The sequence below is a fragment of the Ruania rhizosphaerae genome (genome assembly GCF_009805705.1).
Lineage (GTDB): Bacteria > Actinomycetota > Actinomycetes > Actinomycetales > Beutenbergiaceae > Ruania > Ruania rhizosphaerae.
On sequence record NZ_VSMB01000007.1, the window covers coordinates 112488 to 135664 of the forward strand.

Consider the following 23177-nt stretch of genomic DNA (forward strand, 5'->3'; position numbering starts at 1 on the left):
GTGACCTCGCCGGCGCTGGTAGGTCCGACTGCAGTGAGCGTGTCAGTCGGTGCCCGCCCGACCCCTGGTACCGGGTGAGCCCTTGCGCGCTCCCTCGTCCTCGCTGCTCGCTGCCTGGTTCACGCCGGCTTCGTCCACGCCCGGTCGATCCTTGTCGGTCTCCTGCTGCCCGCGTAGTACGAGCCATGTCGCCACCGCCAGGCCCAGCCCGCCGATCACTGCCACCGTGGCCCCGGTGCCCGAGGGAAGCACATCCGCGAGCAGCTGCCGGCTGGGGGAATCCGGATCAACGAGCACCACGGTCGAGAACACGAGTACCAGTCCCGCCGCGATCCCGCGCGGGAGGATCGGACGGATCCGCTCGACCCGGTTCACCAGCACCTGGCCCGAGCGCAGGATCCGCCGCACTCCCAGCACGCGCAGCGCCGCCACCACCCGCACCAGCCGCAGGATCTGCACCGGCCCCAGCGCCAGCACCACGCTGATCAGGATGAGCACGGTGAGCAGCACCAGCCACCACTGCCGTCGCAGCCAGGCGCGCTTGTCCGCCGAGACGGCGAACAACACCAGCGTCTCGGCGGTGAGCACGCCCCCCGAGAGCACGTTCACCACCAGCCCGGCCGTCAGCCATGGGTCCGGAAGTAACGTCAGGAACAGCGCAGGCACGGCGGCCAGTGCCGCGACCAGCACGGGCACAGTGAAGCGGCGGGCCCACTTCTCCTGCGACGTCTCCGGGAGAGCCGGGTCGGTCACGGCATCTGCACCGCCGCGTCGGCACTCTCCGCCGGGAGATTGCCGTCGACCGTCGCAGTCACCGTCTGCGGCCCCATCTGGATCCCGGCACCATAGGCAGAAAGGAATGCGGTATCGGCAGCATCACGGCCGGTGCTGATCCGCGCCATGGTGCCGCGCGGCGCCATTCGGGTGGCGTCGACCGCATACCACTGACCCTGCACCCACGCCTCGGCGACGGCGTGGAAATCCATCGGCCGCAGCCCTGGCGCGTAGACCGCGGCCAGCCGCGCCGGCACGTCGAGCGCACGCAGCAGTGCCACCACCAGGTGCGCATAGTCGCGGCACACGCCCTGCCCCTGCAGCAGCGTCGCCACCGCTCCATCAGTCACGCGACTCGACCCGGGAACGTATCGCACCCGAGCGGCCACCCAGTCCCCGACCGCGTGCACCAGCGCCAACCCATGCCGCCCGCCGAGCTCACGCCGCGCTGTCACGAACAGCTCATCCGACTGGGCGTAGCGGCTGGGGCGCCGGTAGGCCATCAGGTCCGCTGTGGTGGTCGGTACCTCCGCGACGGTGCCGGTCGCCTCATCCTCCACACTCGCGTCGTAGCGCACGCTCACCTCGCCTGGCTGCTCGGCGGCCCGGTCGAGGGTGACCAGGTGCATCCGGCCGCCGTGCCCGGTGGGTTCCTCGACCGGCTCGAGGAGCCGCCCGTCCTGACGGATCTCCAGCGACTCGCTCACCCGCAGCCCAGGCGCGCGGGCCAGCGCCACCTGCAGGGCGATCTCGGTGGTGCCGATCCCGGCAGTGACGTGCAGTTCCGCGGACACGGTGCGTCGCATCCGGGCTCCCATCGACGTGGTGTCGTCCGACGCCGCGATGTTACCTGGCCGTGGTCGGCTCGGTGCGGGCGCCCAGCACCTGGTCGACGTAGGAGTTCGCGAACACACCGCTCGGGTCGACCCTGTCCCGCACTGCGGCAGCATCGGCGAATCGTGGGTAGGCAGGCGCCAGGTCAGCAGCCCGACGGCGGTGCAACTTTCCCCAGTGCGGTCGCCCGTCGTAGCCGCGCATGATGGCCTCCACTGCACGGAAGTACCGGGCGTAGGGCAGACGGTGATACTGGTGCACGGCCACGTACGCGGTGGGCCGGCCATACGCCGTCGAGAGCCACACCTCGTCGCCTGCAGCGAAGCGCACCTCGACCGGGAACGGGACGTTCTCGCGGCTGCAGCGCAACCAGGCGTCGACCTCGCCGAGCGCGTCCACGAGTGCCTCGGCAGGCAGGGCGTACTCCATCTCGGCGAAACGCACCCGGCGCGGGGAGGTGAACACGTCGTGGGAGGCGGCGGTGTAGGTGCGGGCGCCGAGGGCGCGGGCGGCGAGGCGGTTCAGGCGCGGGGTCAGGGCGGGCACGGCGGTGGCGAGCCGGTTGGTCACCTCGAAGACACCGTTGGCCAGGGCCTCGTCTTCGAGTAGCCGGCGAGCGGCGGCCAGTGGGGGAGCGGCGCCGTCGCGGGTGTTCGTTTTCGTCAGCGCCACATCGGTGCCCGGGAACCAGTAGAACTCGAAGTGGTCGGCGGCAGCCAGATCGACGATCGATTCCAGGACGTGACGTAGGGGCAAGGGCGCCTCGGTGGCGGTGAGCATGAACGCGGGCACGCAGCGCAGGGTGATCGCGGTCAGGATCCCAGCGGTGCCCAGACCGAGGCGGGCCAGCTCGAACAGGTGGGCTCCGCCGTCGGGGGAATCTGGTCCGACGTCATGGACGCGGGCGTCGGCGGTGACCACCCGCACCCCGTGCACCTGGGTGGCCAGCCCGCCCAGCCGCGCGCCGGTGCCGTGGGTGCCGGTGGAGATGGCGCCGGCGAGGGACTGGCGGTCGATATCGCCCATGTTCTCCAGCGCCAGGCCGTGGGCGGCGAGTACCCGGCAGAGGGCGTGCAGCCGGATTCCGGCGCCGACGGTCACCAGGTGGGAGCAGTCCGGGGCGGCTGGGCCGATGTGCTCGAGGCGGTCGAGGGCGTCCAGCTGAACCAGAGTGCCCTCGGTCGCCGCAGCCGGGGTGAAGGAGTGCCCAGCGCCGACCGCCCGGATCGTGTCGCCGGTCTCGACGGAGGCCCGCACCAGGTCCACCACCTCGCCCTCGTCGTGAGGCCGGGCGATGCGGCTGGGGTGGGCGGAGGCCGTACCGGACCAGTTCCGCCAGGTGTGCGCCGTCATCGGCTTATTCTGCCGCGAACACCCGACGGCCCTCAGCCGATCCGTGCCACATCTGGCACAGGTGGGCTGAGGGCCGTCATTGGTGTTCAGGGAGTGCCGGTCATCCCCGCCGCGAGGGTGTTGCCGTCGTGGGCGTCGATCAGCAGGAAGGCGCCGGTGCGGCGGGATGTGGCGTAGTCCTCGGCCACGATCGGTTCGGCCAGGCGCACCCGGACCGTGCCGATGTCGTTGAGCTCGAGCACATCGGCCGGGCTGGGCTGCCCGCTGTCCAGATCGAGCCGGCCGGTCACCTCGGCCACGATCGCCCGCACCGTGCGGGTGGTGTGCTTGAGCAGCACCCGGGCGCCGGGGCGCAGCGGCTGGTCGCTGAGCCAGCTGACCGTGCCGGTGAGTTCCTTCACCGGCTCCGGGGCGTCGGTGGCCGCGGCGATCAGGTCCCCGCGCGCCACGTCGATGTCGTCACTGAGGCGGACGACCACCGACTGCGGGGCGAACGCCTCCACCAACTCCCCATCGGGGGTGTCGATGCCCTCGACGGTGGTGCGCAGGCCGCTGGGGAGGATGACCACCGGGTCACCGACGCGCACCACCCCGGCCGCGACCTGCCCGGCGTAGCCGCGGTACTCGGCATACTCAGGCGACACTGCCGCGCCCTGCGGGCGCAGCACCGACTGCACCGGCATCCGGAACGCCTCACCGGCCGGATCGTCGGCCACCGGCAGGGCCTCCAGCAGCTCCAGCAGGCTCGGCCCTTCGTACCAGGGCATCGTTTGCTCGGCCCGGGTGACGACGTTGTCGCCCACCAGGGCCGAGACCGGGATCGGGTGCACATGCGGCACCCCGAGCGAGACGGCCGCGGCACGGATCTCCTCGGCAAGCTCGGTGAAGCGGTCGCGCGAGTAGTCCACCAGGTCGATCTTGTTCACCGCGACCACGACGTGCGGCACGCGCAGCAGGCCCACGACGGCGAGGTGCCGCCTGGTCTGCTCCAGTAACCCCTTGCGGGCGTCCACCAGCAGCACCACCGCGTCCGCGGTGGAGGCACCGGTGACGGTGTTGCGGGTGTACTGCACGTGCCCGGGGCAGTCGGCCAGGATGAACGAGCGGGTCTGGGTCGCGAAGTAGCGGTAGGCCACATCGATGGTGATGCCCTGCTCCCGCTCGGCGCGCAGGCCGTCGGTGAGCAGCGCCAGGTCCGCTGACTCCTGGCCGCGACCGGCGGAGACGCGCTCGATCGCGTCCCACTGGTCGGCCAGCACCGACTTGGAGTCGTACAGCAGACGGCCCACGAGTGTGGACTTGCCGTCGTCGACGGAGCCGGCCGTGGCCAGGCGCAGCAGCGTGCCGGGTGCCGTCGGGTCGACGGCGGTCGGGTCGGCGATCGTCGGATCGACTGCCGTGGGATCGACCGTGGCATCAGTGAGCGTGCCCATCAGAAGTAGCCCTCCTTCTTGCGGTCCTCCATGGCGGCCTCGGAGAGCCTGTCGTCGGCGCGGGTGGCGCCCCGTTCGGTGATGCGGGTGGCGGCCACTTCGTCCACGACGGCGGCCGGATCGCTCGCGTCGGAGAGCACCGCCCCGGTGCAGCTCATGTCGCCGATGGTGCGATAGCGCACCTGCTCGGTCCGCACGCTCGCCAGCTCGGCGTCGGTGCGGGGGCGAGCGTGCTCGCCCACCGCCAGCAGCATCCCGTCCCGGTCGAAGACCTCCCGCTCGTGCGCGTAGTACAGGTGCGGCAGTTCGATGCCCTCGGCCGCGATGTAGCTCCACACGTCCAGCTCGGTCCAATTGGACAGCGGGAAGGCACGCACGTGCTCACCGGGGCGGTGCCGTCCGTTGTACAGGTTCCACAGCTCGGGCCGCTGGTTGCGGGGGTCCCACTGCCCGAACTCGTCGCGCAGGGAGATCACCCGTTCCTTGGCGCGGGCCTTCTCCTCGTCCCGGCGTCCGCCGCCGAAGACCGCGTCGAACTTGTTCCCGGTGATGGCGTCCAGCAGCGGGAGGGTCTGCAGCGGGTTGCGGGTGCCGTCCGGGCGTTCGCGCAGGCGGCCGTCGTCGATGTAGTCCTGCACGCTCGCCACGTGCAGGTGCGCGCCCAGGCGCTCCACGGTGCGGTCGCGATAGGCCAGCACTTCCGGAAAGTTGTGCCCGGTGTCCACGTGCAGCACGCCGAACGGCACCTTCGCGGGCCAGAACGCCTTCGCTGCCAGGTGCAGCATCACCACCGAGTCCTTACCGCCGGAGAACAGCAGCACCGGGCGCTCGAACTCGGCTACCACCTCCCGGATCAGGTGGATGCTCTCGCTCTCCAGCGCCTCGGCGCGGGTGAGGCGGTAGTGGTGCGGGGCGTCGGTGAGGCCGGCCGGGGCCGTATCGGTGGTCGGGGGAGTCGTCACGTCAATGCTCATGTGTGCAGTCCGCATTCGGTCTTGTCCAGCCCGGCCCAACGGCCGGATCGGGGGTCGGCTCCGGGGGCGACGCGTGCCGTGCACGGGGCGCACCCGATCGAGGGATACCCGTCATTCAGCAGGGGATTGACGATCACGCCGTGCTCCTCGGCGTAGCCCGTGAGGTCGGCGTCGGTCCAGGCGGCCACCGGATTGATCTTCACCAGGCCGTTCTTCTCGTCCCAGGTCACCAACGGGGTGTTCGCGCGGGTCGGTGCCTCCTCGCGGCGCACCCCGGTCACCCACGCCTCGTAGGTGCCGAGCGTGCGGTGCAGCGGCTCGACTTTGCGCATCGCGCAGCATGCGGCGGCGTCGCGGGCGAACAGGTCCTTGCCGTGGGCCGCATCCTGCTCGGCCACAGTCAGCTCGGGCCGGACGTCCACCACGGTCACGTCCATCTCCAGCTCCACCCGGTTCCGGGTGCCGAGCGTCTCGGCGAAGTGGTACCCGGTATCGAGGAAGAGCACATCCACCCAGGGGGCGTGCTGGGAGATCAGATGTGGCAGCGCCGCGTCGGCCATCGAGCATGCCACCGCCAGGTGCACGCCGAACTCCTGCGCAGCCCAGGCTGCCACCTGCGCTGGGCTCGCCTCGTCGGCGGCACCGATCCCGCTACCACCCAGTAGTGCCTGACCACGGGCAGCCACCTCCTGCAACTCGGCCGCCGACCGCTTCGGCCGGGCGGCAGCTCGTCGTTCCTGATGGGCGGCACGCGCGGTGGCGCGCACCTGCTGACGCTCCTGGGCGGCACGCCGCAGCGTGGCCAGGGGGCTCGCTTCGCCGATACTCACTTCAGTTCGCCTCCCTCTGAATGCTGCGGTGCCTCGCTCCGGCGGCCTTCGTTCCTCACGCCACCTGCGCGGGGGCTCCTCGCACTCATCGCAATGCCTCCTCGTCCGCGCGATGGGCCCAGGAGGCGAAGGACTCGCGTGCGCCGACCGAACTCTCAGTGCCGTCAGTGCCGTCACTGCCGTCAGTGCCGTCACTGCCCTCGTCACTGGTCTCGCTCAGGTAGCGCCGCGTGAGGCGTTCCACGTACTCCGGCAGATCGTCGGCCGTGACCTTCAGCCCGCGGACTGTACGACCCAGCCCTGCCTCGTCCCGGGTCTCCGAGGCCAGCCCCCCGCCCAGGTGCACCTGGAAACCTGGCACCTGCTCGCCGTCGTCGTTCATCACCAGCTGCCCCTTGAGACCGATATCGGCGGTCTGGATCCGGGCGCAGGAGTTCGGGCACCCGTTCAGGTGCAACGTCAGTGGCCGCAGATCGGGCACGTCGGCCAGGCGCCGCTCCAGCTCGTCGATCGTGTCGGTGGCGGTCTGCTTGGTCTCGACGATCGCGAGCTTGCAGTACTCGATGCCGGTGCAGGCGATGGTGCTGCGCCGGAACGGGCTCGGGTCGGTCTCCAGGCCCAGCGCCCGCAACCCCTCGGTCACCTGCTCGACGGCGGCCTCGGGCACGTCCAGCACCAGCAGCTTCTGGTGCGGGGTCAGCCGGATCCGCTGCGAGCCCACCGACTCTGCGAGTTCCGCGACGGCGGTCAGCACCTGGCCGCTGACCCGGCCCACGTACGGGGCGGCCCCGATGTAGTACCTGCCGTCTTTCTGCGTGTGCACACCGACGTGGTCGCCGGGGACGCGTGGCTGCGGAGCGGGCGGGCCGTCGGGCAGCTCGTAGCCGAGGTATTCCTCCTGCAGCACCTGGCGGAACTTCTCCGGGCCCCAGTCGGCAAGCAGGAACTTCAGGCGCGCCTTGTTGCGCAGCCGCCGGTAGCCGTAGTCGCGGAAGATCTGCGCCACCCCGTGCCACACGTCCGGCACCTGCTCCTCGGTGGCGAAGGCACCGAGCCGCTCGCCCAGGCGCGGGTTGGCGGACAAGCCGCCGCCGACCCAGACGTCGAAGCCGGCACCCAACTCAGGGTGCTCCAGGCCGACGAAGGCGACGTCGTTGATCTCGTGCACCACGTCCTGACCGGGGTGACCAGTGACGGCCGTCTTGAACTTGCGGGGGAGGTTGGCCAGCTCGGGCACCCCGAGATAGCGCCGGTTGATCTCCTCGATCGCGGGACTCGGGTCGAGGATCTCGTCCGCCGCGATGCCAGCGACCGGGCTGCCGAGCACCACGCGCGGGACGTCCCCGCACGCCTCGGTCGTGCCCAGCCCCACGGCCTCCAGACGGCGCCAGATCTCCGGCACGTCCTCCACCTGCACCCAGTGCAGCTGGATGTTCTGCCGATCGGTGATGTCGGCGGAGTCGCGGGCCAGTTCCGTGGAGATCCCGGCGATCACGCGTAGCTGCTCAGTGGTGAGGGCGCCACCGTCGATGCGCACCCGCAGCATGAAGTACTCGTCCTCGAGCTCGTGGGGTTCGAGGGTGGCGGTGCGGCCTCCGTCGATCCCAGGTTTGCGCTGGGTGTACAGACCCCACCAGCGGAACCGGCCGTGCAGATCGTCACCGGAGATCGAGGCGAATCCTTCCTTGGAGTACACCTGCTCGATGCGCTCGCGGACGTTGAGGCCGTTGTCCTCCTGCTTGAACGCCTCGTTGTGGTTGAGCGGCTCGGTGCCGTCGACCTTCCACTGGCCGTTGGGTCGCTTCGGGCGGGCAGGACGGGCGGCGTTCGTGCTCGCGGCGGTACCCGTGCTGGCCGTGCTGGCCGTGCTGGTCTTGCTGGTCTTGCTGGTCGCGGGTTCGGCCGTGGCGGCTTCGGTGGTCTGGCCGGTCATGGGTGCTCCTCGGCGGGCCGGTGTGAATCGGGCCGGTCTGGTTCGGTCTGGGGCGGTGCAGCGCCGATAGGGCGGCAGGTGCGGGGCGTCAGTGGCACCGACACCGGCAGCCGGGCATTCGTGACCCGCTCACCACGACGGTGGAGTGCGGGGACGCCAGGTGCCGGAACATGGTTCGACGGTAGTTCGGCGTCCTCGCCGTCAGGAGAGCGGCCCTGGAACGTCCGCATCGTGGACCGGCAGCGGAATGAGCGACAATGGCCAGGTGAGAACGTCGCAGGGGGTGCCCGGGGCGGGGTACCAGAGGGTGTCACCGGTCGCGCAGGGGCGCGCCGGCAGGCGGGCGGCGCCGTGGGGACGCGCCGTGCGAGGGCTGGCCGGACCACTGGCCGTGGTTGATCTGGATGCGTTCGAGGCCAATGCCGCCGATCTGCTCGCACGGGCCGGTGGCCTGCCGCTGCGGTTGGCCTCGAAGTCGGTGCGCGTGCGTGCGCTCCTCGACCGCGCGCTCGCGGCGGGCTTCCGGTCAGTCATGGCCTACTCGCTGGCGGAGGCGTTGTGGCTCGCCGACCAGGGAGTCGAGGACGTCCTCGTCGGGTATCCCACGGTGGACAGGCCCGCTCTGGCCCGTCTGGCCGCCGACCCCGACGCGCGCCAGGCGATCACGGTGATGATCGACGACGTCTCGCACGTGGCGCTGCTCGAACGGGCCTTCATGCGCTCCGGTGTGGCCGGAGGCCCGCCGATCCAGGTGTGCATCGACGTCGACGCCTCCCTGCGCCTCGGAGTGGGGTCGCTCAGCGCGCACCTGGGTGTGCGGCGCTCTGGCCTTCGGCACCCGGAGGAGGTGGTGCGGCTCGCGCGCGCCACCGAACGCACCGGGCGGCTGCGGGTGCGGGGCGTGATGTTCTACGAGGCACAGGTCGCCGGGGTCCCCGACGCGGGCCCGCGCGGGGCGCGCAGCCCACTGGTGCAGGTGATGAAGGGCCTGTCGCTACGCGAGCTCTCCCGCCGCCGGCCAGCCGTGGTGGCCGCACTCGAGGAGCACCTCGGCCGGGATGTGCTGGTTAACGGCGGCGGCACGGGATCGCTGCAGCAGACCGCCACGGACCCCACGATCACCGAGCTGACCGCGGGGTCCGGGCTGCTGTGCCCGACGTTATTCGACCGCTACGAGGCCTTCACCTCCCGCCCGGCCGCCTTCTTCGGCCTGGATGTGGTGCGCCGCCCCACCCCGCGCCTGGCCACCGTCTTCGGTGGCGGATACATCGCCTCCGGTCCTCCCGGCACCGACCGTCTCCCGCGGCCGGTGGATGGTTCGCGCCTGCTCGGATCTGAAGGAGCGGGGGAGGTGCAGACCCCACTTCGCTACCCGCCGCGGCGTACCGGCCCGGCGGTCGGGTCCCGCGTGTGGATGCGCCACGCGAAGGCCGGCGAGCTGATGGAGCGGTTCGACCATGTCCACCTGGTGCGGGACGATCGTGTGATCGAGACTGTGCCGACGTATCGTGGTGAGGGTCAGAACTTCGGCTGACGAGAGGCGCCGAGAGCCGACCCCAGACCAAGGAGAGGTGTTGACCAGACCCACCTTCCGCCGTCCCGCGATGCTCTCGCCGGAGACGGCCGAGGCCATCCCCGGTGAACCGGACCCGGCCGAACGCAACGAACTGGCGCACACCACGGCCCTGGCCCTCGTGCATGGGGCCCGCACCACCGAGCCGGCCGCGAGCCCGGAAGCGGACGCGGCCATGGTGCGCAGGCTCGTGGAGTTGGTCGACACCGAGGGGCTGGACCTGCTGGTGCAGCTGTGGTCGCGCAGCCCGGCCGACACGCTCCCCGGGGCGTTGTGGCGGCTGTACCTGCTGCGGGAGTGGACCAGACGTGATCCGCGCACCATCGCCGACCGGTACCACCTGGGGCTGCACCAGGCAGAGGTCGCCGGCGTGGTCGCCGGGGTCGCCGGACCCACGGGGCCGGAGGAGATCCAGTCGGTCGCCGATGCGGTGCTGCACGGGGTATTCCGCGGTGACTTGGCCGTCGCACTCGACCGCGCCGGGGCGTTCCTGCGGGTGCTCGCCGCCGGATCGGCGATGGATGCGGACTGGGTCGAGCTCTCCGACGACGCACGCGCCACCGAGTTGACACGCCGCGCCGGCTCCCTGCTGGAGACCGCCGAAGATCTCGAGCAGGCTGCGTCGCTGTGGCGCGCCGGGAAGCTGGACTGACGCCGTGCCACATCAACCGATCCCACCGATCACGACGGCGTCCCTCACCCCCGCGCAGCAGCAGGCTGTCCGCGTGCTCGCCCAGGCGGCCGAGCAGGCCGACGGGATCGAGGCGCTCTCGGAGCAGACGCTGCTCAACCTCGACATGCCCGAGCAGCCCGGCGGCAGGGGAGTGACGCACCTGCTGGTGGAGTCGCCGTCGGGGGTGGATGCCTACGCCCAGGTGGACGGGGACTCGATCGAGCTGGTGGTCGCGCCGCAGCGCCGCCGGCGCGGTATCGGCGGGGCGCTGCTGGACGTAGCTCTCACTGAGGGCGCGCAGGTGTGGGCCCACGGTGACCTCCCGGCCGCGCAGGCGCTGGCCCGCTCGCGCGGCCTGCGCCGGGTGCGCGACCTGTGGGTGATGACTGCACAGCCGCCCACCGATCCGGACGAGCCCGCAGCGGGCGAGGGGCTGCGCGTGCGGACGTTCACGGTGGGCCGGGACGAGGATGCCTGGGTCGAGCTCAATGCCCTGGCGTTCGCTGACCACCCCGAGCAGGGCCGCCTCACCCGTGCCGATCTGGAGCAGCGCCAGGGGCAACCGTGGTTCGACCCGGAAGTCTTCTTCCTCGCCGAGGAGGAGTCCACCGGTCGACTGCTCGGCAGCCTGTGGGTGAAGATCGAGGGAAATCCTGGTGAACGTGTGGGGGAGATCTACGCCCTCGGAGTGCACCCGCAGGCGCAGGGCCGCGGTGTCGGGACCCTGCTGACCGCTCACGCGATGGCTGCCTTCGCGGCGCGGGATCTCGCGCGGATCGAGTTGTACGTCGAGGGTGAGAACACCCCCGCGATCCGGACCTATCGCCGCGCGGGATTCACCCGTGCCCGCGCCGACGTGCAGTACGCCCGGCCGTGACTGCGCCGGAGCGTGCACCGATGCCGGGAGTTTCCAGCGAGGCGTTCCAGGTGACACGATATGGCCCATGAGCGAGCATGCCGGATCGGTGGACGGAGCGAGTGGCACCCAGCCCGCGGGGCAGGCCTTCTTCAGGTCGGCCGAGGGTGTGAACGCTCACCGGATGTCCTCGCTCTCACCCTCGGTGATCGCGCGTGCGGTGGACGGCGCGACCGCGCCACAGCAGGAGGGACGCGCCGTGGTCCACGCACCGGCCAGTGAGCCCGCCGAGCAGCGCGAGGACGAACCCGTGGAGCTGCCGGCTGACCGCTTCGCCGACCGGGAGCTGAGCTGGCTGCAGTTCAACGAGCGAGTGCTCGAGCTCGCCGAGGACACGCGCCTCCCCCTGCTCGAGCGCGTGCGGTTCCTGGCGATCTTCGCCTCCAACCTGGACGAGTTCTTCATGGTGCGGGTGGCCGGCCTCAAGCGCCGTATCGCCACGGGCATGGCCGTCCAGGCCGCATCCGGGTTGCTGCCCCGGCAGGTGCTGGACCTGATCTCGGCGAAGACGCACGAGCTCACCGATCGGCACGCGGCGGTGTTCTCCGACAAGGTGCAACCGGCGCTCGCGGCCGAGGGCATCACGCTCGTGCACTTCGACCACCTGCACGAGAGCGAGCGGGACCGGCTGCACAAGTACTTCCGGAAGATGATCTTCCCGGTGCTCACCCCGCTGGCCGTGGACCCGGCGCACCCGTTCCCCTACATCTCCGGCCTCTCGCTCAACCTCGCCGTCGTGGTGCGCAATCCCACCACCGGTAAGGAGAACTTCGCCCGGGTGAAGGTGCCGCCGCTGCTGCCGCGGTTCATCGCCGTGGACGCCCGCGGCCGTCCCCACCGCCCCGAGGATGCTCCCGACGACGACGGGTACCGTTCGTTCGTCCCGATCGAGGACGTCATCTCCTCCTTCCTCTACTACCTGTTCCCGGGGATGGAAGTGGTCGAGCACCACGTGTTCCGGGTGACGCGCAACGAGGACCTGGAGGTCGAGGAGGACGACGCCGAGAACCTCCTGCAGGCACTGGAGAAGGAGCTGCTGCGGCGGCGGTTCGGTCCGCCCGTGCGGCTCGAGCTGGCGACCGGGTTCACCCCGCGGCTGCGCGAGATGCTGATCCGCGAGCTCGACATCTCCGAGCCGGACGTGTACGAGCTGCCGATGCCGCTGGATCTGACCGGGCTCAACCTCGTGGCCGACCTCGACCGCCCCGAGCTGCATTATCCCAAGCACGTGGCCATCACCCCACGCGGGCTGGCCGAGGTGGAGAGCGCCACACCCACCGACATCTTCCAGGCGATCCGCGGCCGGGACATCCTGCTCCATCACCCCTACGACTCGTTCTCCACGAGCGTGCAGCAGTTCGTCGCCCAGGCCGCGGCCGACCCGAAGGTGCTGGCGATCAAGCAGACCCTCTACCGCACCTCCGGCGACTCCCCGATCGTGGACTCCCTCATCGATGCCGCGGAGGCGGGCAAGCAGGTGCTCGCGATCGTGGAGATCAAGGCTCGCTTCGACGAGGAGGCGAACATCTCCTGGGCCCGCAAGCTTGAGCAGGCGGGTGTGCACGTGGTCTACGGGATCGTCGGGCTGAAGACGCACTGCAAGCTCTCCCTCGTGGTGCGCCAGGAGGCTGACGGTCTGCGTCGCTATTGCCACGTCGGCACGGGCAACTACCACCCCAAGACCGCGCGTCTGTACGAGGACCACGGGTTGCTCACCTGCAACCCGGAAGTGGGCCAGGACCTGACGCGGTTGTTCAACCAGCTCTCCGGCTACGCGCCGAAGAGCCGGTTCCACCGGCTGCTGGTGGCACCGCGGGGTATCCGGCGCGGACTGGTCGAGCGCGTGGAGAAGGAGATCGCGAACGCGCGGGCGGGTAAGCCTGCCTGGGTGAAGTTCAAGGTCAACTCGGTGGTCGACGAGCAGACCATCGACGCCCTGTACCGGGCCTCCCAGGCCGGAGTGCCGGTCGATGTGGTGGTGCGTGGGATCTGCGCGATCAAGGCGGGGGTGCCGGGTTTGAGCGAGAACATCCGGGTGCGTTCCATCCTCGGCCGGTTCCTCGAGCATTCCCGCGTGTACGCCTTCGCGAACGGCGGTGAGCCGGAGGTGTTCTTCGGATCGGCCGACCTGATGCACCGCAACCTCGATCGCCGGGTGGAGGTGCTCGTGCGGGTGACCGACCACGATCAGATCGCCGACCTGGTGGGGCTGATCGACACCTCGGTGGCCGATACGACCACGTCCTGGCACCTGAGCACGGCCGAGGACGGTGAACCGGTCTGGACCAGGCACCACCTCGGTGAGGACGGCCGCCCCCTGACGGATCTGCAGGAACACCTCATGTCCGTCCATCGCCGGCGCAGCGCGGACAGCTGACTCGTGGGTTCTGACCGCGTGCACGCGGCCGGGGCGCTGGTCTGGCGTGTGGTGGGCCGCCGTCTCGAAGTGCTGCTGATCCACCGCCCCCGCTACGACGACTGGTCCTGGCCGAAGGGCAAACTCGACTCCGCGATGGAGAGCCTTCCGATGTGCGCCGTGCGGGAGGTGCAGGAGGAGACCGGGATCCCGGTGGTGCTGGGTCTGCCCTTGCCGACGGTGAGCTACCGGCTCGCGAGCGGTCAGCAGAAGGTGTGCCACTACTGGGCTGCGACCCCGGCCGATGTCGACGGTGTGGACGTGGCGGCGCTCAATGCTCGCCAGAAGATCAAGCTCGCGCCCAAACATGAGGTGGACGAGGCTCGATGGGTGGAGGCGCGCAAGGCGCGCAAGATGCTCACCCGGGCCGACGACGTCGAACCGCTCGGTGCGCTGATCGACCTGTGGGACGACGGGCTGCTGCGCACGTGGACCCTGATCGTGGTGCGCCACGGACGTGCCAGGAAGCGTTCGGCCTGGCCGGGCGGCGAGGAGACCCGCCCACTGACGCCGGTGGGGCAAGGGCAGGCGAGGGCGCTCGTGCCCGTGCTCGCCGCCTACGGGGTGCACGAGGTGATCTCCTCACCGTGGCTGCGGTGCCGGGCCACCATGACCCCCTACTCCGACGCCTGCGACACGGCGATCATGTCCGCACCGCAACTGACCGAGGCGGCCGTCAAGGACCGGCCCGCCGGCGCGCGGTCCCTCGTCAGCGATCTGCTCGGCAGCCCGCGGGAGGCCACCGTGGTGTGCACCCACCGCCCGGTGCTGCCGTTCGTGCTGGAAGCCGTCCAGGCGCGCAGTCCGCACCGGGTGAGCAAGCGGCTGCCGCAGGCGAACCCATACCTGCGCACCGGCGAGATGCTGGTGGTGCACATGGCCCGCCGGGAGCAGCGCCGCGCCCGGGTCGTGGCCGTCGAGACGTACCGCCCGCCCAGCTGACCGGCCCGCACTGTGGCCGGGATTACGACACTGTCGGCGGTCGTTCACCTGATGTTCACCTGATCCCGAACGTGCCGTCACCCGGGGTCCCTAGCGTCAGGTCTGGTTGCGCCGGTCTGTGCACCGGCCGCATCCCTCAGACCTCGACAAGAACGGGATTCAACGTGAAGCTTGCAACTGGCCGCCGGATGGCCGGCATCACCGCGATCAGCGCACTCGCGCTTACGCTCGCTGCCTGCGGCAGCGACTCTTCCGCTGACGACACCACCGACAGCGGCGACACCGGCAGCAGCGAAGAGACCGGCGGCGAGGACATGGGTGCCGAGCTGTCCGGCACCGTCGCCGGCTCGGGTGCCAGCTCCCAGGAGAACGCGGTGCAGGGCTGGCTGGCCGGGTTCATGGAGGCCAACCCGGGTGCCACGGTCACCTACGACCCCACCGGTTCGGGTACCGGCCGGGAGCAGTTCATCAACGGCACCGTGCAGTTCGCCGGTTCCGACGCCGCCCTGGACGGTGAGGAGCTCGCCGCCGCGCAGGAGCGTTGCGGTGGCACCGTGATCGAGGCCCCGCTGTACATCAGCCCGATCGCCGTGGTGTACAACATCCCGGACCTGAACGACACGAACATCAACCTCGGCCCGGACACCATCGCCGGCATCTTCGCCGGCGAGATCACCAACTGGAACGACCCGGCGATCGTCGAGGCCAACCCAGACATCGAGCTGCCCGACCTGGAGATCGTGCCGGTCAACCGCTCGGACGACTCCGGCACCACCGAAAACTTCACCGAGTACCTCGCCGCCGCGGCGCCCGAGGTCTGGACCCACGAGCCGTCCGGCCTCTGGCCGGTCGAGGGCACCCAGTCCGGTGCGCAGACCTCCGGTGTGCTCGGTGTGGTCGAAGCAGCTGAGGGCACCATCGCCTACGTCGACGCCTCCCGCGTCGGTGAGCTGGGCAGTGTGGCCGTCGGTGTGGGCGATGAGTTCGTGCCGTTCTCCCCGGAGGCTGCCGCGAACGTCGTGGACGTCTCCCCGGCCGCGGCTGACGCTACGGACACGATCCTCACGATCGACCTGGCCCGCGACACCCAGGAGTCGGGCGCCTACCCGATCGTGCTGGTCTCCTACTCCCTCGCCTGCGGCACTTACGACAGCGAGGAGCACGCCTCCCTCGTCCAGGGCTACCTGACCTACGTGGCCAGCGAAGAGGGCCAGAACCGCGCCGCCCAGCCGGACGTCGCCGGTTCGGCCCCGATCTCCGACGGAATGCGTGAGCGCGTGAACGCGGCGCTCGAGACCATCTCCGCGGGCTGATCTAGCAGTACCCTGCATCGGGCGGGTCGGCGGTCCGGGATCGTGACCGCCGACCCGCCTGAGGCACGCTCCCCTACGTAGACGACGGAGGAACTGTGGCAACCACCACGCCCCCGCAGGATCAGAGCCGCCGTGGCACAGGTGAACGTGCGCCGGGGCGGCTCGGGAACGTCATCTTCAAGGGCATCTCCACCACCAGTGGTGTGATGATCCTGGTGACGCTGGCCGCCGTGGCGATCTTCCTGCTCTACCGTGCCTGGCCGGCGCTGGTGGCCAATGCCGAGGAGTTCGCCGACGTCAGCTTCATCGAGGGCAACCTGTGGGAATGGGTGGCTCCGCTCCTGTTCGGCACCGTGCTCGCCGCGGTCATCGCCCTCGTGGTGGCGATGCCGTTGAGCATCGGGATCGCGCTGTTCATCTCGCACTACGCCCCTCGCCGGCTCGCCCAGCTGCTCGGCTACATCATCGACCTGCTCGCCGCGATCCCCTCGGTGATCTTCGGTCTGTGGGGCTTCCAGTGGCTGCGGCCTCTGGTCGAACCGTTGTTCGCCTGGTTGAGCTCGAACCTCGGTTTCATCCCGCTGTTCGCCGACTACACCTCCCCGGCGCGTAACATCACCACCGGTGGCCTGGTGCTGGCGATCATGATCGTGCCGATCATCACCGCCACGATCCGTGAGGTCTTCCTGCAGACCCCGCGGCTGCACGAGGAGGCCTCGCTCGCGCTCGGTTCCACCCGCTGGGAGATGATTCGCCAGGCCGTCCTGCCGTTCGGCCGCTCCGGCATCATCTCGGCCGCCATGCTCGGACTCGGCCGCGCACTCGGGGAGACCATGGCGATCCTGATCGTGCTCTCGCCCGGTTACGCGATCAACTTCTTCCTGCTGCAGGCGGGTCAGCACAACACGATCGCGGCGAATATCGCCCTGCACTTCCCGGAGTCCAGCGGCATCGCCGTCGATGCCCTGATCGCCTCCGGGCTCATCCTGTTCGCGGTGACCTTCGGGGTGAACATGCTCGCCCGCTGGATCATCAACCGTCGCGCCGAGTTCTCGGGAGCCAACTGATGTCCGTCGCAGCTCCTCCCGTCCCCACCCGCACCTACCGGCGGCTGCCCGCCTGGGCCCCTTACGCCGTCCTGGTGGCATCGCTGGCGGTCACCGCCGGCGTGCTGACCGCCCTCAACGGGTTCACGATCGCCTCGATGTTCTTCGTGAGTGCGATCGTCTACGCCGTGGCCATCACGGCAACCTCGACCGCGGTCGAGGGGCGCCGCTGGGCCACCGACCGGCTCGCCACCACGTTGGTGACCTTCGCTTTTCTGCTCGCCGTCATCCCGCTCATCTCGCTGTTGTGGATCGTGATCGGTGACGGCGTCGAACGGTTCGGCCCGACATTCCTGACGACCGATATGGTGGGCATCTTCGGCTCCATGGTCGAAGGCGGTGTGGCCCACGCGATCGTCGGCACCGTCTACGTCACCGGGATTGCCGGCCTCATCTCCGTGCCGCTGGGGATCTTCACTGCGATCTACCTCGTGGAGTACGGCAGAGGTCCGATCAAACGAGGCATCACGCTGCTGGTCGACGTGATGACCGGTATCCCCTCGATCGTGGCGGGGCTGTTCGCCTACACGATGTTCCTGGTGATCTTCGGCCCGGCATACAAGGCAGCCCTCATCGGTGGTATCGCCCTGGCGGTGCTGATGACTCCCTACGTCATCCGCAGCGTGGAGGAGATGCTGAAGCTGGTGCCGAACGAGCTCCGCGAGGCCTCGTATGCCCTCGGGGTGCCGAAATGGCTGACCATCGTCAAGGTGGTGCTACGCACCGCCGTCGCCGGCATCACCTCCGGCATCATGATCGCCACCGCCCGTGTGATCGGTGAGACGGCGCCGCTGCTGGTCACGGTCGGCACTATCCAAGCGATGAACTGGAATCCCTTCGACGGGCGCATCGAGACCCTGCCGGTCTACGTGTTCCGTCAGTATGCCCAGGGTGGACCGGCCGCCGATCGTGCCTGGGCGGCCGCACTCACGCTGCTGCTGATCGTCATGCTGCTCAACCTCATCGGCCGCCTGGTGAGCAAGTTCTTCTCCCCGAAGGGTGGACGATGATCACGGACCAACCTGCCCCCTCGCCCTGCTGTTCCCGCCGCGTGACCACCGCGGCAACCCCCGGAAGGACTGCCCGTGTCTAAGCGAATCGACGTCAGCGACCTGAACGTCTACTACGGCGACTTCCTCGCCGTCGAGGGCGTCAACATGACCATCGAAGCCCGCTCCGTCACGGCGCTGATCGGCCCCTCGGGCTGCGGCAAGTCCACCTTCCTGCGGACCCTGAACCGGATGCACGAGGTCATCCCCGGGGCCTACGTCAAGGGCAAGGCCGTCATGGACGGCAAGGACCTTTACGCCCCGCACGTGGACCCGGTGGAGGTGCGTCGCCAGATCGGCATGGTGTTCCAGCGGCCGAACCCGTTCCCGACGATGTCCATCGCAGACAACGTGCTTGCCGGCGTCAAGCTCAACAACCGCCGCATCTCCCGCTCCGACGCCGCCGATATGGTGGAGCGATCCCTGACCGGAGCGAACCTGTGGAACGAGGTCAAGGACCGGCTCGACAAGCCCGGCTCCTCCCTCTCCGGCGGCCAGCAGCAACGCCTGTGCATCGCCCGCGCGATCGCCGTGCAGCCGGAGGTGCTGCTCATGGACGAGCCGTGCTCGGCGCTGGACCCGATCTCCACGCTGGCGATCGAGGACCTCATTCACGAGCTGAAGAACGACTACACGATCGTGATCGTCACCCACAACATGCAGCAGGCGGCGCGTGTCTCGGACCGTACTGGCTTCTTCAACATCGAGGGCACGGGTAAGCCGGGACACCTCATCGAGATGGATGACACCACCACGATGTTCTCCTCACCCTCGCAGAAGGCCACCGAGGACTACATCTCCGGCCGGTTCGGCTGATCTGCCCAGGCTGAGGCAGCGCCCCTGGGTGGACGCCTTCTCCCATCGCCGGATCCTGGAGGGGGCTTCGGCGGTGGGATGAGGAGTTCACCGGGGACGGGAATGACGAAGGGCCGCACGCGATCGCGTGCGGCCCTTCGTGGTGGGTGGCTCAGATGCCTGAGCCCTCCCAGGACTCGGTGGCCATGGAGCCGTCATTCAGGTAGAGCACGCAGAGGATCTCGCGGTCGTTGGCGTCGTTCCAGCTCTCCTCGCTCGGTCCGATGAAGTTCACGTACAGCGCGGACTCCTGGAAGTCGGTGCCGACAAACGGCTCGAACTCAGCGAGGCAGCCTTCCTCAGCAGCGGCCGAGATCCCGTCTCGCCCCGGGAAGTCGCCGTCGTCCATGTCGAACTTGTAGAAGAACTGCGCGTCGTGCTCCTCGGTGCAGTCAATCGGGTCGATCTCGGTAATCGACTGGCTGTTGAGGTCGTCGTACATGATGCACTCGCCTACCTCGGCCGTGGCCACTGACCCACCCAGCAGGCTGCAGGCGCTCATCGAGGCGGTCAGACCGGCCACGCCGAGGACGGCGAGCGCGGAGCGGGTCAGGGTACGGGTGTTCATAGACTCTCCCAAGTCGTGACAGATCGGGGTGTGGCCCCGTGGTCTCGGACTTACCTTATGGGATCCGGAAGGTCGCGCGCCGCCCTCGTGACGGGTCGAACTCCCCATGGGCGCGGGTCTGTGACTCAGGTGAACAGCGATAGCACCAGGTACATCCCCGCAGCCACCAGGCCCGCCCCGGGGATCGTCAGCACCCAGGCCATCACGATCCGGCGTGCGACGCCCCATCGCACCGCCGAGAGCCGCCGCGTCGCCCCTACGCCCGTAATCGCAGCCGTGATGGTGTGCGTGGTGGAGATCGGGGCGTGCAACACGAACGCCGTGGTGTAGAGCACACTCGCCGCGACCGATTCGGCGACGAACCCGCGGGCCGGGTCGAGCTCGATCACCCGGCGCCCCAGTGTCTTCATGATCCGCCACCCACCGGCATAGGTCCCGAGCGAGATGGCTGCCGCTGCGGCGAGCTTGACCCACAGGGGGATCTCCGAACCCGTCTGCAGCCCACCGGCCACGAGCGCGAGCACGATCACCCCCATCGTCTTCTGCGCGTCCTGCAACCCATGACCGAGTGCCATCGCTGCCGCCGAGATGGTCTGCAGCAGCCGGAACCGGCGCGTGGTGCGCCCCGGAGCCGCGTTGCGCACCACCCACAGGACCCCCACCACAACTAGATAGGCGAGCACGAAACCCACCAGCGGGGAGGCGAACATCGGCAGCACCACACGCTCCCAGATGACGTTCCAGTGCACGGTGGCAGCCGAGGCCACCCCGGCCCCGGTCAGGCCGCCGATCAGCGCGTGCGAGGACGAGGACGGCAGCCCCAGCCACCAGGTGAGCAGGTTCCACGCGATCGCGCCCACGAGAGCCGAGAGCACCACCACCAGCCCGTAGTTGCCCAGCGGGGTGTCGATGATCCCGCTGCCGATCGTCTCGGCCACCCCGGTGCCCAGGAGTGCCCCCACGAAGTTCATGACGGCGGCCAGCACCACCGCCACCCGCGGCGTCAGGGCACGGGTGGAGACGGAGGTGGCGATCGCATTGGCCGCGTCGTGGAACCCGTTGGTGTAGTCGAAGGTGAGGGCGATCGCCACCACGAGCAGGACGAGAGCGAGCTCCACTCAGGATTCCTTCAGGTACAGCGCCTCGACCAGATGGGCGACCCGTTCGAACGCGTCTGCGGCCTGCTCGAGGGTGTCGATCACGCCCTTGAGCTTGATGAGCTCGATCACCGCAGCCGGGCTCTCCTGGTAGCGCGGGCTCTGGAACAGCAACGCCAGCAGCTCCCGGTAGGCGCGGTCGGCCTCGTTCTCCAGCCGGTTGATCTCGATCCAGTACGAGCGCACATCTTCACCCATCGTGCGCAGCTTGGGCATGACGGCGGCCGTCAGCTCCGCGGCCCGGTGCAGCACCGTGACTTGGGTCGAGATCCCGGGGGGCAGTTCGTGCAGCTGGTAGAGCACCACCAGGTCACCGGCGGTCTCCATCGCGTCCATGCAGTCGTCCAGCGCGGAGGTCAGCTGGTAGATGTCGTCCCGGTCGAAGGGGGTGACGAAGGTCTGGTTCAGCCGGCGCAGCACCTCATGGGCGGCGTCGTCAGCCTCGTGCTCGGCCTCGCGCAGGCGCAGACCGAGACGCTCCCGGTCGGGGCCGTCGTCGCCGATGAGTTGAGCGAGCAGGTCTGCTCCGGGTGCGAGATGACCGGCCAGCACGGCCAGCAGGTCGAAGAACGCATCGTCGCGCGGGGTCAGGCGAAAGCGCACCACGGCTCCCAGGGTAGAACCACGTGTGAATCGGGACGGACAACGCGACACAGGCTAGAGCATGCGTACCAGTCACTAGATCGGGCGGCGCACCAGGTTCACCGGAAGGAATGGTGCTCCATGTGTGTGGAGGACGCCGGGCCGCCCAGCGCCTGACGGCGCGAAGGCCGCTCGTAGCGGCAGATGTTGGAGCCCGGGGCTAGTGCGACCCGGCGTCGCCATCCAGTTTCGCACATGCTCCGGACAGGATGCACACGCGATGCCTGCGCGGGATGCCTGCGCGAACGGGTGGTGGACGTCAGACCTCGTCAGCGGACCGTACGTCGGCACCGGGAGCATGGCGGGGCAGATCGAAGCGGTATCCCACGTTGCGCACGGTTCCGATCATCTGGTCGTGCTCGGGACCCAGCTTGGCGCGCAGGCGGCGCACGTGGACGTCCACGGTGCGGGTGCCGCCGTAGTAGTCATAGCCCCACACCTCCTGCAGCAGCTGAGCGCGGGTGAACACCCGGCCCGGGTGCTGGCTGAGGTACTTCAGCAGTTCGAACTCCTTGAACGTCAGGTCCAGGGCATCCCCGCGCAGTCGCGCGGTGTACCCGCTCGCGTCGATCGTCAGGTCGCCGGCCTCGATCTGTTCCGGGTCGTCATCGCCGGCAGCGAGCTGGCTACGGCCCACCACCAGTCGCAGACGAGCATCCACCTCGGCCGGACCAGCGGCGGCCAGCACGATGTCGTGCGCCCCCCAGTCGGGCCGGACCACCGACAATCCGCCCTCGCCGAGGACGAGGACCACCGGGACCTCCATCCCGGTCGAGCGCATCAGCTGGCAGGTCGCGCGGGCCCGGGCAAGATCGTGCCTGGCGTCGATGAGTACCACCTCGGACTCGGGTGCCTCCAGCAGAGCCGCCGGCTCGTTCGGCACCACCCGCACGCGGTGGCTCAGCAGCGTCAGTGCAGGCAGCACCCGCGCGGACCCTCCGGCTTCCTGGGTCAGCAGAAGAAGGTCGACCACTGCTCCTCCTCCCAGATCACTCCGACTCACTCTATTGCAGGTACGGCCCTGAGCTGTGCCGCGCTCCCCACGGCGGGCAACGACGCTCGGCAGGATGTGACACGATCACATCCGTGAGGTGGATCCAGGCATGATCAGCGGGACGTTCCGTGCGGTCGTCACGGCCACGGCGGCAGCGGGTATCGGCATCACCGCCTTCGGTGAGCGCGGCCTCCTCGTGGGCACCATCGCCGGGATCGTCGCGGTGTTCGCGATCGGCTGGCCCCGGCTGCTGGGCCTGCCGGCCCCGCGCGGCGCGACCGTGGTGCTGCTGCTCACCGCAGCAGCCGCCTTCAGCGCGCTCCTCATCTGGGAGGATCTGCTCTACGTCGCCGTCGCGACCGGGCTCGGTGTGGTCGGTGCGTTCCTGCACGAGCTAACCCGACGAGACGGGCGCCCCCGGCTCGTGGAATCCGTCTCGGGTGTGGTGACGGGCGCCGTCGTGGTCTCCTCGGCAGCCGGATGGCTGGCCGTGGGCACGGGAGAAGTGGCCACTGCGCTGCTGCTGGTGGGCGCGGTGACGATCACCGCGGGCTCGGCCTGCACGGCGCTGCCCATCCCCGGCTGGCTCGGATCCGCCGCCACGATCGTCATCGCCGCCGCCGCAGGGCTGCTCGTGGGCTCCCTGCTCTCCGACCTCGGGCTGCTGGTCGGCGGGTTGGTCGGTCTCTCCTCGGGTGTCCTGATCGCCGCCGTGCACGCCCTCTTCGGCCAGTTCCCGGCGTCGGGGCGTCCGACGGCCGCGCTCGCCGCCGCGATGCTGCCGGTGGCCGTGGCCGGGGTGCCGGTCTACGTGCTCGGGCGCGTGCTGCTGGGCTGAGCGG

The 23177-nt window shown here is 69.7% G+C and carries 21 protein-coding genes; 10 read left to right on the plus strand and 11 right to left on the minus strand.

The features are described from left to right. Nucleotides 1-42 precede the first annotated feature (42 nt). The 7 genes from FV560_RS11480 to FV560_RS11510 all read right to left on the minus strand — a co-directional run bounded on the left by FV560_RS11480 (nucleotide 43) and on the right by FV560_RS11510 (nucleotide 8131). Entirely contained in the window at nucleotides 43-753 is a 711-nt protein-coding gene (locus tag FV560_RS11480) for a hypothetical protein (protein WP_159621674.1), read from the minus strand. Then, the gene (locus tag FV560_RS11485; protein ID WP_159621675.1) at nucleotides 750-1580 is read right to left on the minus strand and encodes a transglutaminase-like domain-containing protein; all 831 of its coding nucleotides are present in this window, start codon (nucleotides 1578-1580) and stop codon (nucleotides 750-752) included. Before FV560_RS11485 ends, FV560_RS11480 begins: the two co-directional genes overlap by 4 nt. A 40-nt stretch (nucleotides 1581-1620) precedes the next feature. Then, nucleotides 1621-2961 (minus strand): D-arabinono-1,4-lactone oxidase, encoded by a 1341-nt coding sequence (locus tag FV560_RS11490; protein ID WP_159621676.1) that lies wholly within the window; start codon nucleotides 2959-2961, stop codon nucleotides 1621-1623. 86 nt (nucleotides 2962-3047) lie between these two features. Further along, nucleotides 3048-4394: a sulfate adenylyltransferase subunit 1 gene (locus tag FV560_RS11495; RefSeq protein ID WP_159621677.1), complete on the minus strand. Its 1347-nt coding sequence runs from the start codon at nucleotides 4392-4394 to the stop codon at nucleotides 3048-3050. Next, nucleotides 4394-5368 carry a sulfate adenylyltransferase subunit CysD gene (gene cysD / locus FV560_RS11500; RefSeq protein ID WP_159621678.1) on the minus strand — a complete coding sequence of 325 codons (975 nt, stop codon included), beginning with the start codon at nucleotides 5366-5368 and terminating at the stop codon, nucleotides 4394-4396. Before cysD ends, FV560_RS11495 begins: the two co-directional genes overlap by 1 nt. Then, nucleotides 5365-6135, minus strand: coding sequence for a phosphoadenylyl-sulfate reductase (locus FV560_RS11505; protein ID WP_159621754.1), 771 nt, complete (start codon nucleotides 6133-6135; stop codon nucleotides 5365-5367). Before FV560_RS11505 ends, cysD begins: the two co-directional genes overlap by 4 nt. Before the next feature lie 148 nt (nucleotides 6136-6283). After that, nucleotides 6284-8131: a nitrite/sulfite reductase gene (locus tag FV560_RS11510; RefSeq protein WP_159621679.1), complete on the minus strand. Its 1848-nt coding sequence runs from the start codon at nucleotides 8129-8131 to the stop codon at nucleotides 6284-6286. 307 nt (nucleotides 8132-8438) lie between these two features. Here FV560_RS11510 and FV560_RS11515 point away from each other — a divergent pair, with 307 nt between their 5' ends. From FV560_RS11515 to pstB, 9 genes are all read left to right on the plus strand, one after another. Further along, nucleotides 8439-9665, plus strand: coding sequence for an alanine racemase (locus tag FV560_RS11515; protein ID WP_420853368.1), 1227 nt, complete (start codon nucleotides 8439-8441; stop codon nucleotides 9663-9665). Between the two features lie 37 nt (nucleotides 9666-9702). Beyond that, entirely contained in the window at nucleotides 9703-10356 is a 654-nt protein-coding gene (locus FV560_RS11520; RefSeq protein ID WP_338049702.1) for a hypothetical protein, read from the plus strand. A gap of 4 nt (nucleotides 10357-10360) precedes the next feature. Then, nucleotides 10361-11254, plus strand: a complete 894-nt coding sequence (gene mshD / locus FV560_RS11525; protein ID WP_235020074.1) for a mycothiol synthase — start codon at nucleotides 10361-10363, stop codon at nucleotides 11252-11254. 163 nt (nucleotides 11255-11417) lie between these two features. Beyond that, entirely contained in the window at nucleotides 11418-13670 is a 2253-nt protein-coding gene (locus tag FV560_RS11530; protein WP_159621757.1) for an RNA degradosome polyphosphate kinase, read from the plus strand. Between the two features lie 3 nt (nucleotides 13671-13673). Continuing rightward, entirely contained in the window at nucleotides 13674-14651 is a 978-nt protein-coding gene (locus tag FV560_RS11535; RefSeq protein WP_200837632.1) for an NUDIX hydrolase, read from the plus strand. 164 nt (nucleotides 14652-14815) lie between these two features. Continuing rightward, the gene (locus tag FV560_RS11540) at nucleotides 14816-15964 is read left to right on the plus strand and encodes a phosphate ABC transporter substrate-binding protein PstS (RefSeq protein WP_235020075.1); all 1149 of its coding nucleotides are present in this window, start codon (nucleotides 14816-14818) and stop codon (nucleotides 15962-15964) included. A 95-nt stretch (nucleotides 15965-16059) separates the two neighbouring features. Continuing rightward, entirely contained in the window at nucleotides 16060-17031 is a 972-nt protein-coding gene (pstC, locus tag FV560_RS11545) for a phosphate ABC transporter permease subunit PstC (RefSeq protein ID WP_420853366.1), read from the plus strand. Then, entirely contained in the window at nucleotides 17031-18080 is a 1050-nt protein-coding gene (gene pstA / locus FV560_RS11550) for a phosphate ABC transporter permease PstA (protein ID WP_159621681.1), read from the plus strand. The genes pstC and pstA overlap by 1 nt, the downstream gene beginning before the upstream one ends. A 75-nt stretch (nucleotides 18081-18155) precedes the next feature. Next, nucleotides 18156-18935: a phosphate ABC transporter ATP-binding protein PstB gene (pstB, locus tag FV560_RS11555; protein ID WP_159621682.1), complete on the plus strand. Its 780-nt coding sequence runs from the start codon at nucleotides 18156-18158 to the stop codon at nucleotides 18933-18935. A 151-nt stretch (nucleotides 18936-19086) separates the two neighbouring features. Here the strand turns inward: pstB and FV560_RS11560 are convergent, their stop codons facing one another. From FV560_RS11560 to FV560_RS11575, 4 genes are all read right to left on the minus strand, one after another. Further along, nucleotides 19087-19542 (minus strand): septum formation family protein, encoded by a 456-nt coding sequence (locus tag FV560_RS11560; RefSeq protein ID WP_159621683.1) that lies wholly within the window; start codon nucleotides 19540-19542, stop codon nucleotides 19087-19089. A gap of 125 nt (nucleotides 19543-19667) precedes the next feature. Continuing rightward, nucleotides 19668-20660 carry an inorganic phosphate transporter gene (locus FV560_RS11565; protein WP_159621684.1) on the minus strand — a complete coding sequence of 331 codons (993 nt, stop codon included), beginning with the start codon at nucleotides 20658-20660 and terminating at the stop codon, nucleotides 19668-19670. After that, a complete protein-coding gene (locus tag FV560_RS11570; RefSeq protein WP_476748640.1) occupies nucleotides 20661-21305 on the minus strand; it encodes a DUF47 domain-containing protein in 645 nt (214 codons plus the stop codon). A gap of 295 nt (nucleotides 21306-21600) precedes the next feature. Then, nucleotides 21601-22314, minus strand: coding sequence for a winged helix-turn-helix transcriptional regulator (locus FV560_RS11575; protein WP_159621685.1), 714 nt, complete (start codon nucleotides 22312-22314; stop codon nucleotides 21601-21603). A 130-nt stretch (nucleotides 22315-22444) separates the two neighbouring features. Between FV560_RS11575 and FV560_RS11580 the strand changes: the two genes are divergently transcribed. Continuing rightward, the gene (locus tag FV560_RS11580) at nucleotides 22445-23173 is read left to right on the plus strand and encodes a hypothetical protein (protein ID WP_159621686.1); all 729 of its coding nucleotides are present in this window, start codon (nucleotides 22445-22447) and stop codon (nucleotides 23171-23173) included. Nucleotides 23174-23177: the final 4 nt, after the last annotated feature.

Excerpts from the sequence above, each read along its gene's own strand:
- FV560_RS11560 (WP_159621683.1), bottom strand. The coding sequence starts at position 19,542 with ATGAACACCCGTACCCTGACCCGCTCCGCGCTCGCCGTCCTCGGCGTG.
- FV560_RS11485 (WP_159621675.1), bottom strand. The coding sequence starts at position 1,580 with ATGCGACGCACCGTGTCCGCGGAACTGCACGTCACTGCCGGGATCGGC.
- FV560_RS11495 (WP_159621677.1), bottom strand. The coding sequence starts at position 4,394 with ATGGGCACGCTCACTGATGCCACGGTCGATCCCACGGCAGTCGATCCG.
- FV560_RS11490 (WP_159621676.1), bottom strand. The coding sequence starts at position 2,961 with ATGACGGCGCACACCTGGCGGAACTGGTCCGGTACGGCCTCCGCCCAC.
- FV560_RS11580 (WP_159621686.1), top strand. The coding sequence starts at position 22,445 with ATGATCAGCGGGACGTTCCGTGCGGTCGTCACGGCCACGGCGGCAGCG.
- FV560_RS11510 (WP_159621679.1), bottom strand. The coding sequence starts at position 8,131 with ATGACCGGCCAGACCACCGAAGCCGCCACGGCCGAACCCGCGACCAGC.
- FV560_RS11530 (WP_159621757.1), top strand. The coding sequence starts at position 11,418 with ATGTCCTCGCTCTCACCCTCGGTGATCGCGCGTGCGGTGGACGGCGCG.
- pstA (WP_159621681.1), top strand. The coding sequence starts at position 17,031 with ATGTCCGTCGCAGCTCCTCCCGTCCCCACCCGCACCTACCGGCGGCTG.
- cysD (WP_159621678.1), bottom strand. The coding sequence starts at position 5,368 with ATGAGCATTGACGTGACGACTCCCCCGACCACCGATACGGCCCCGGCC.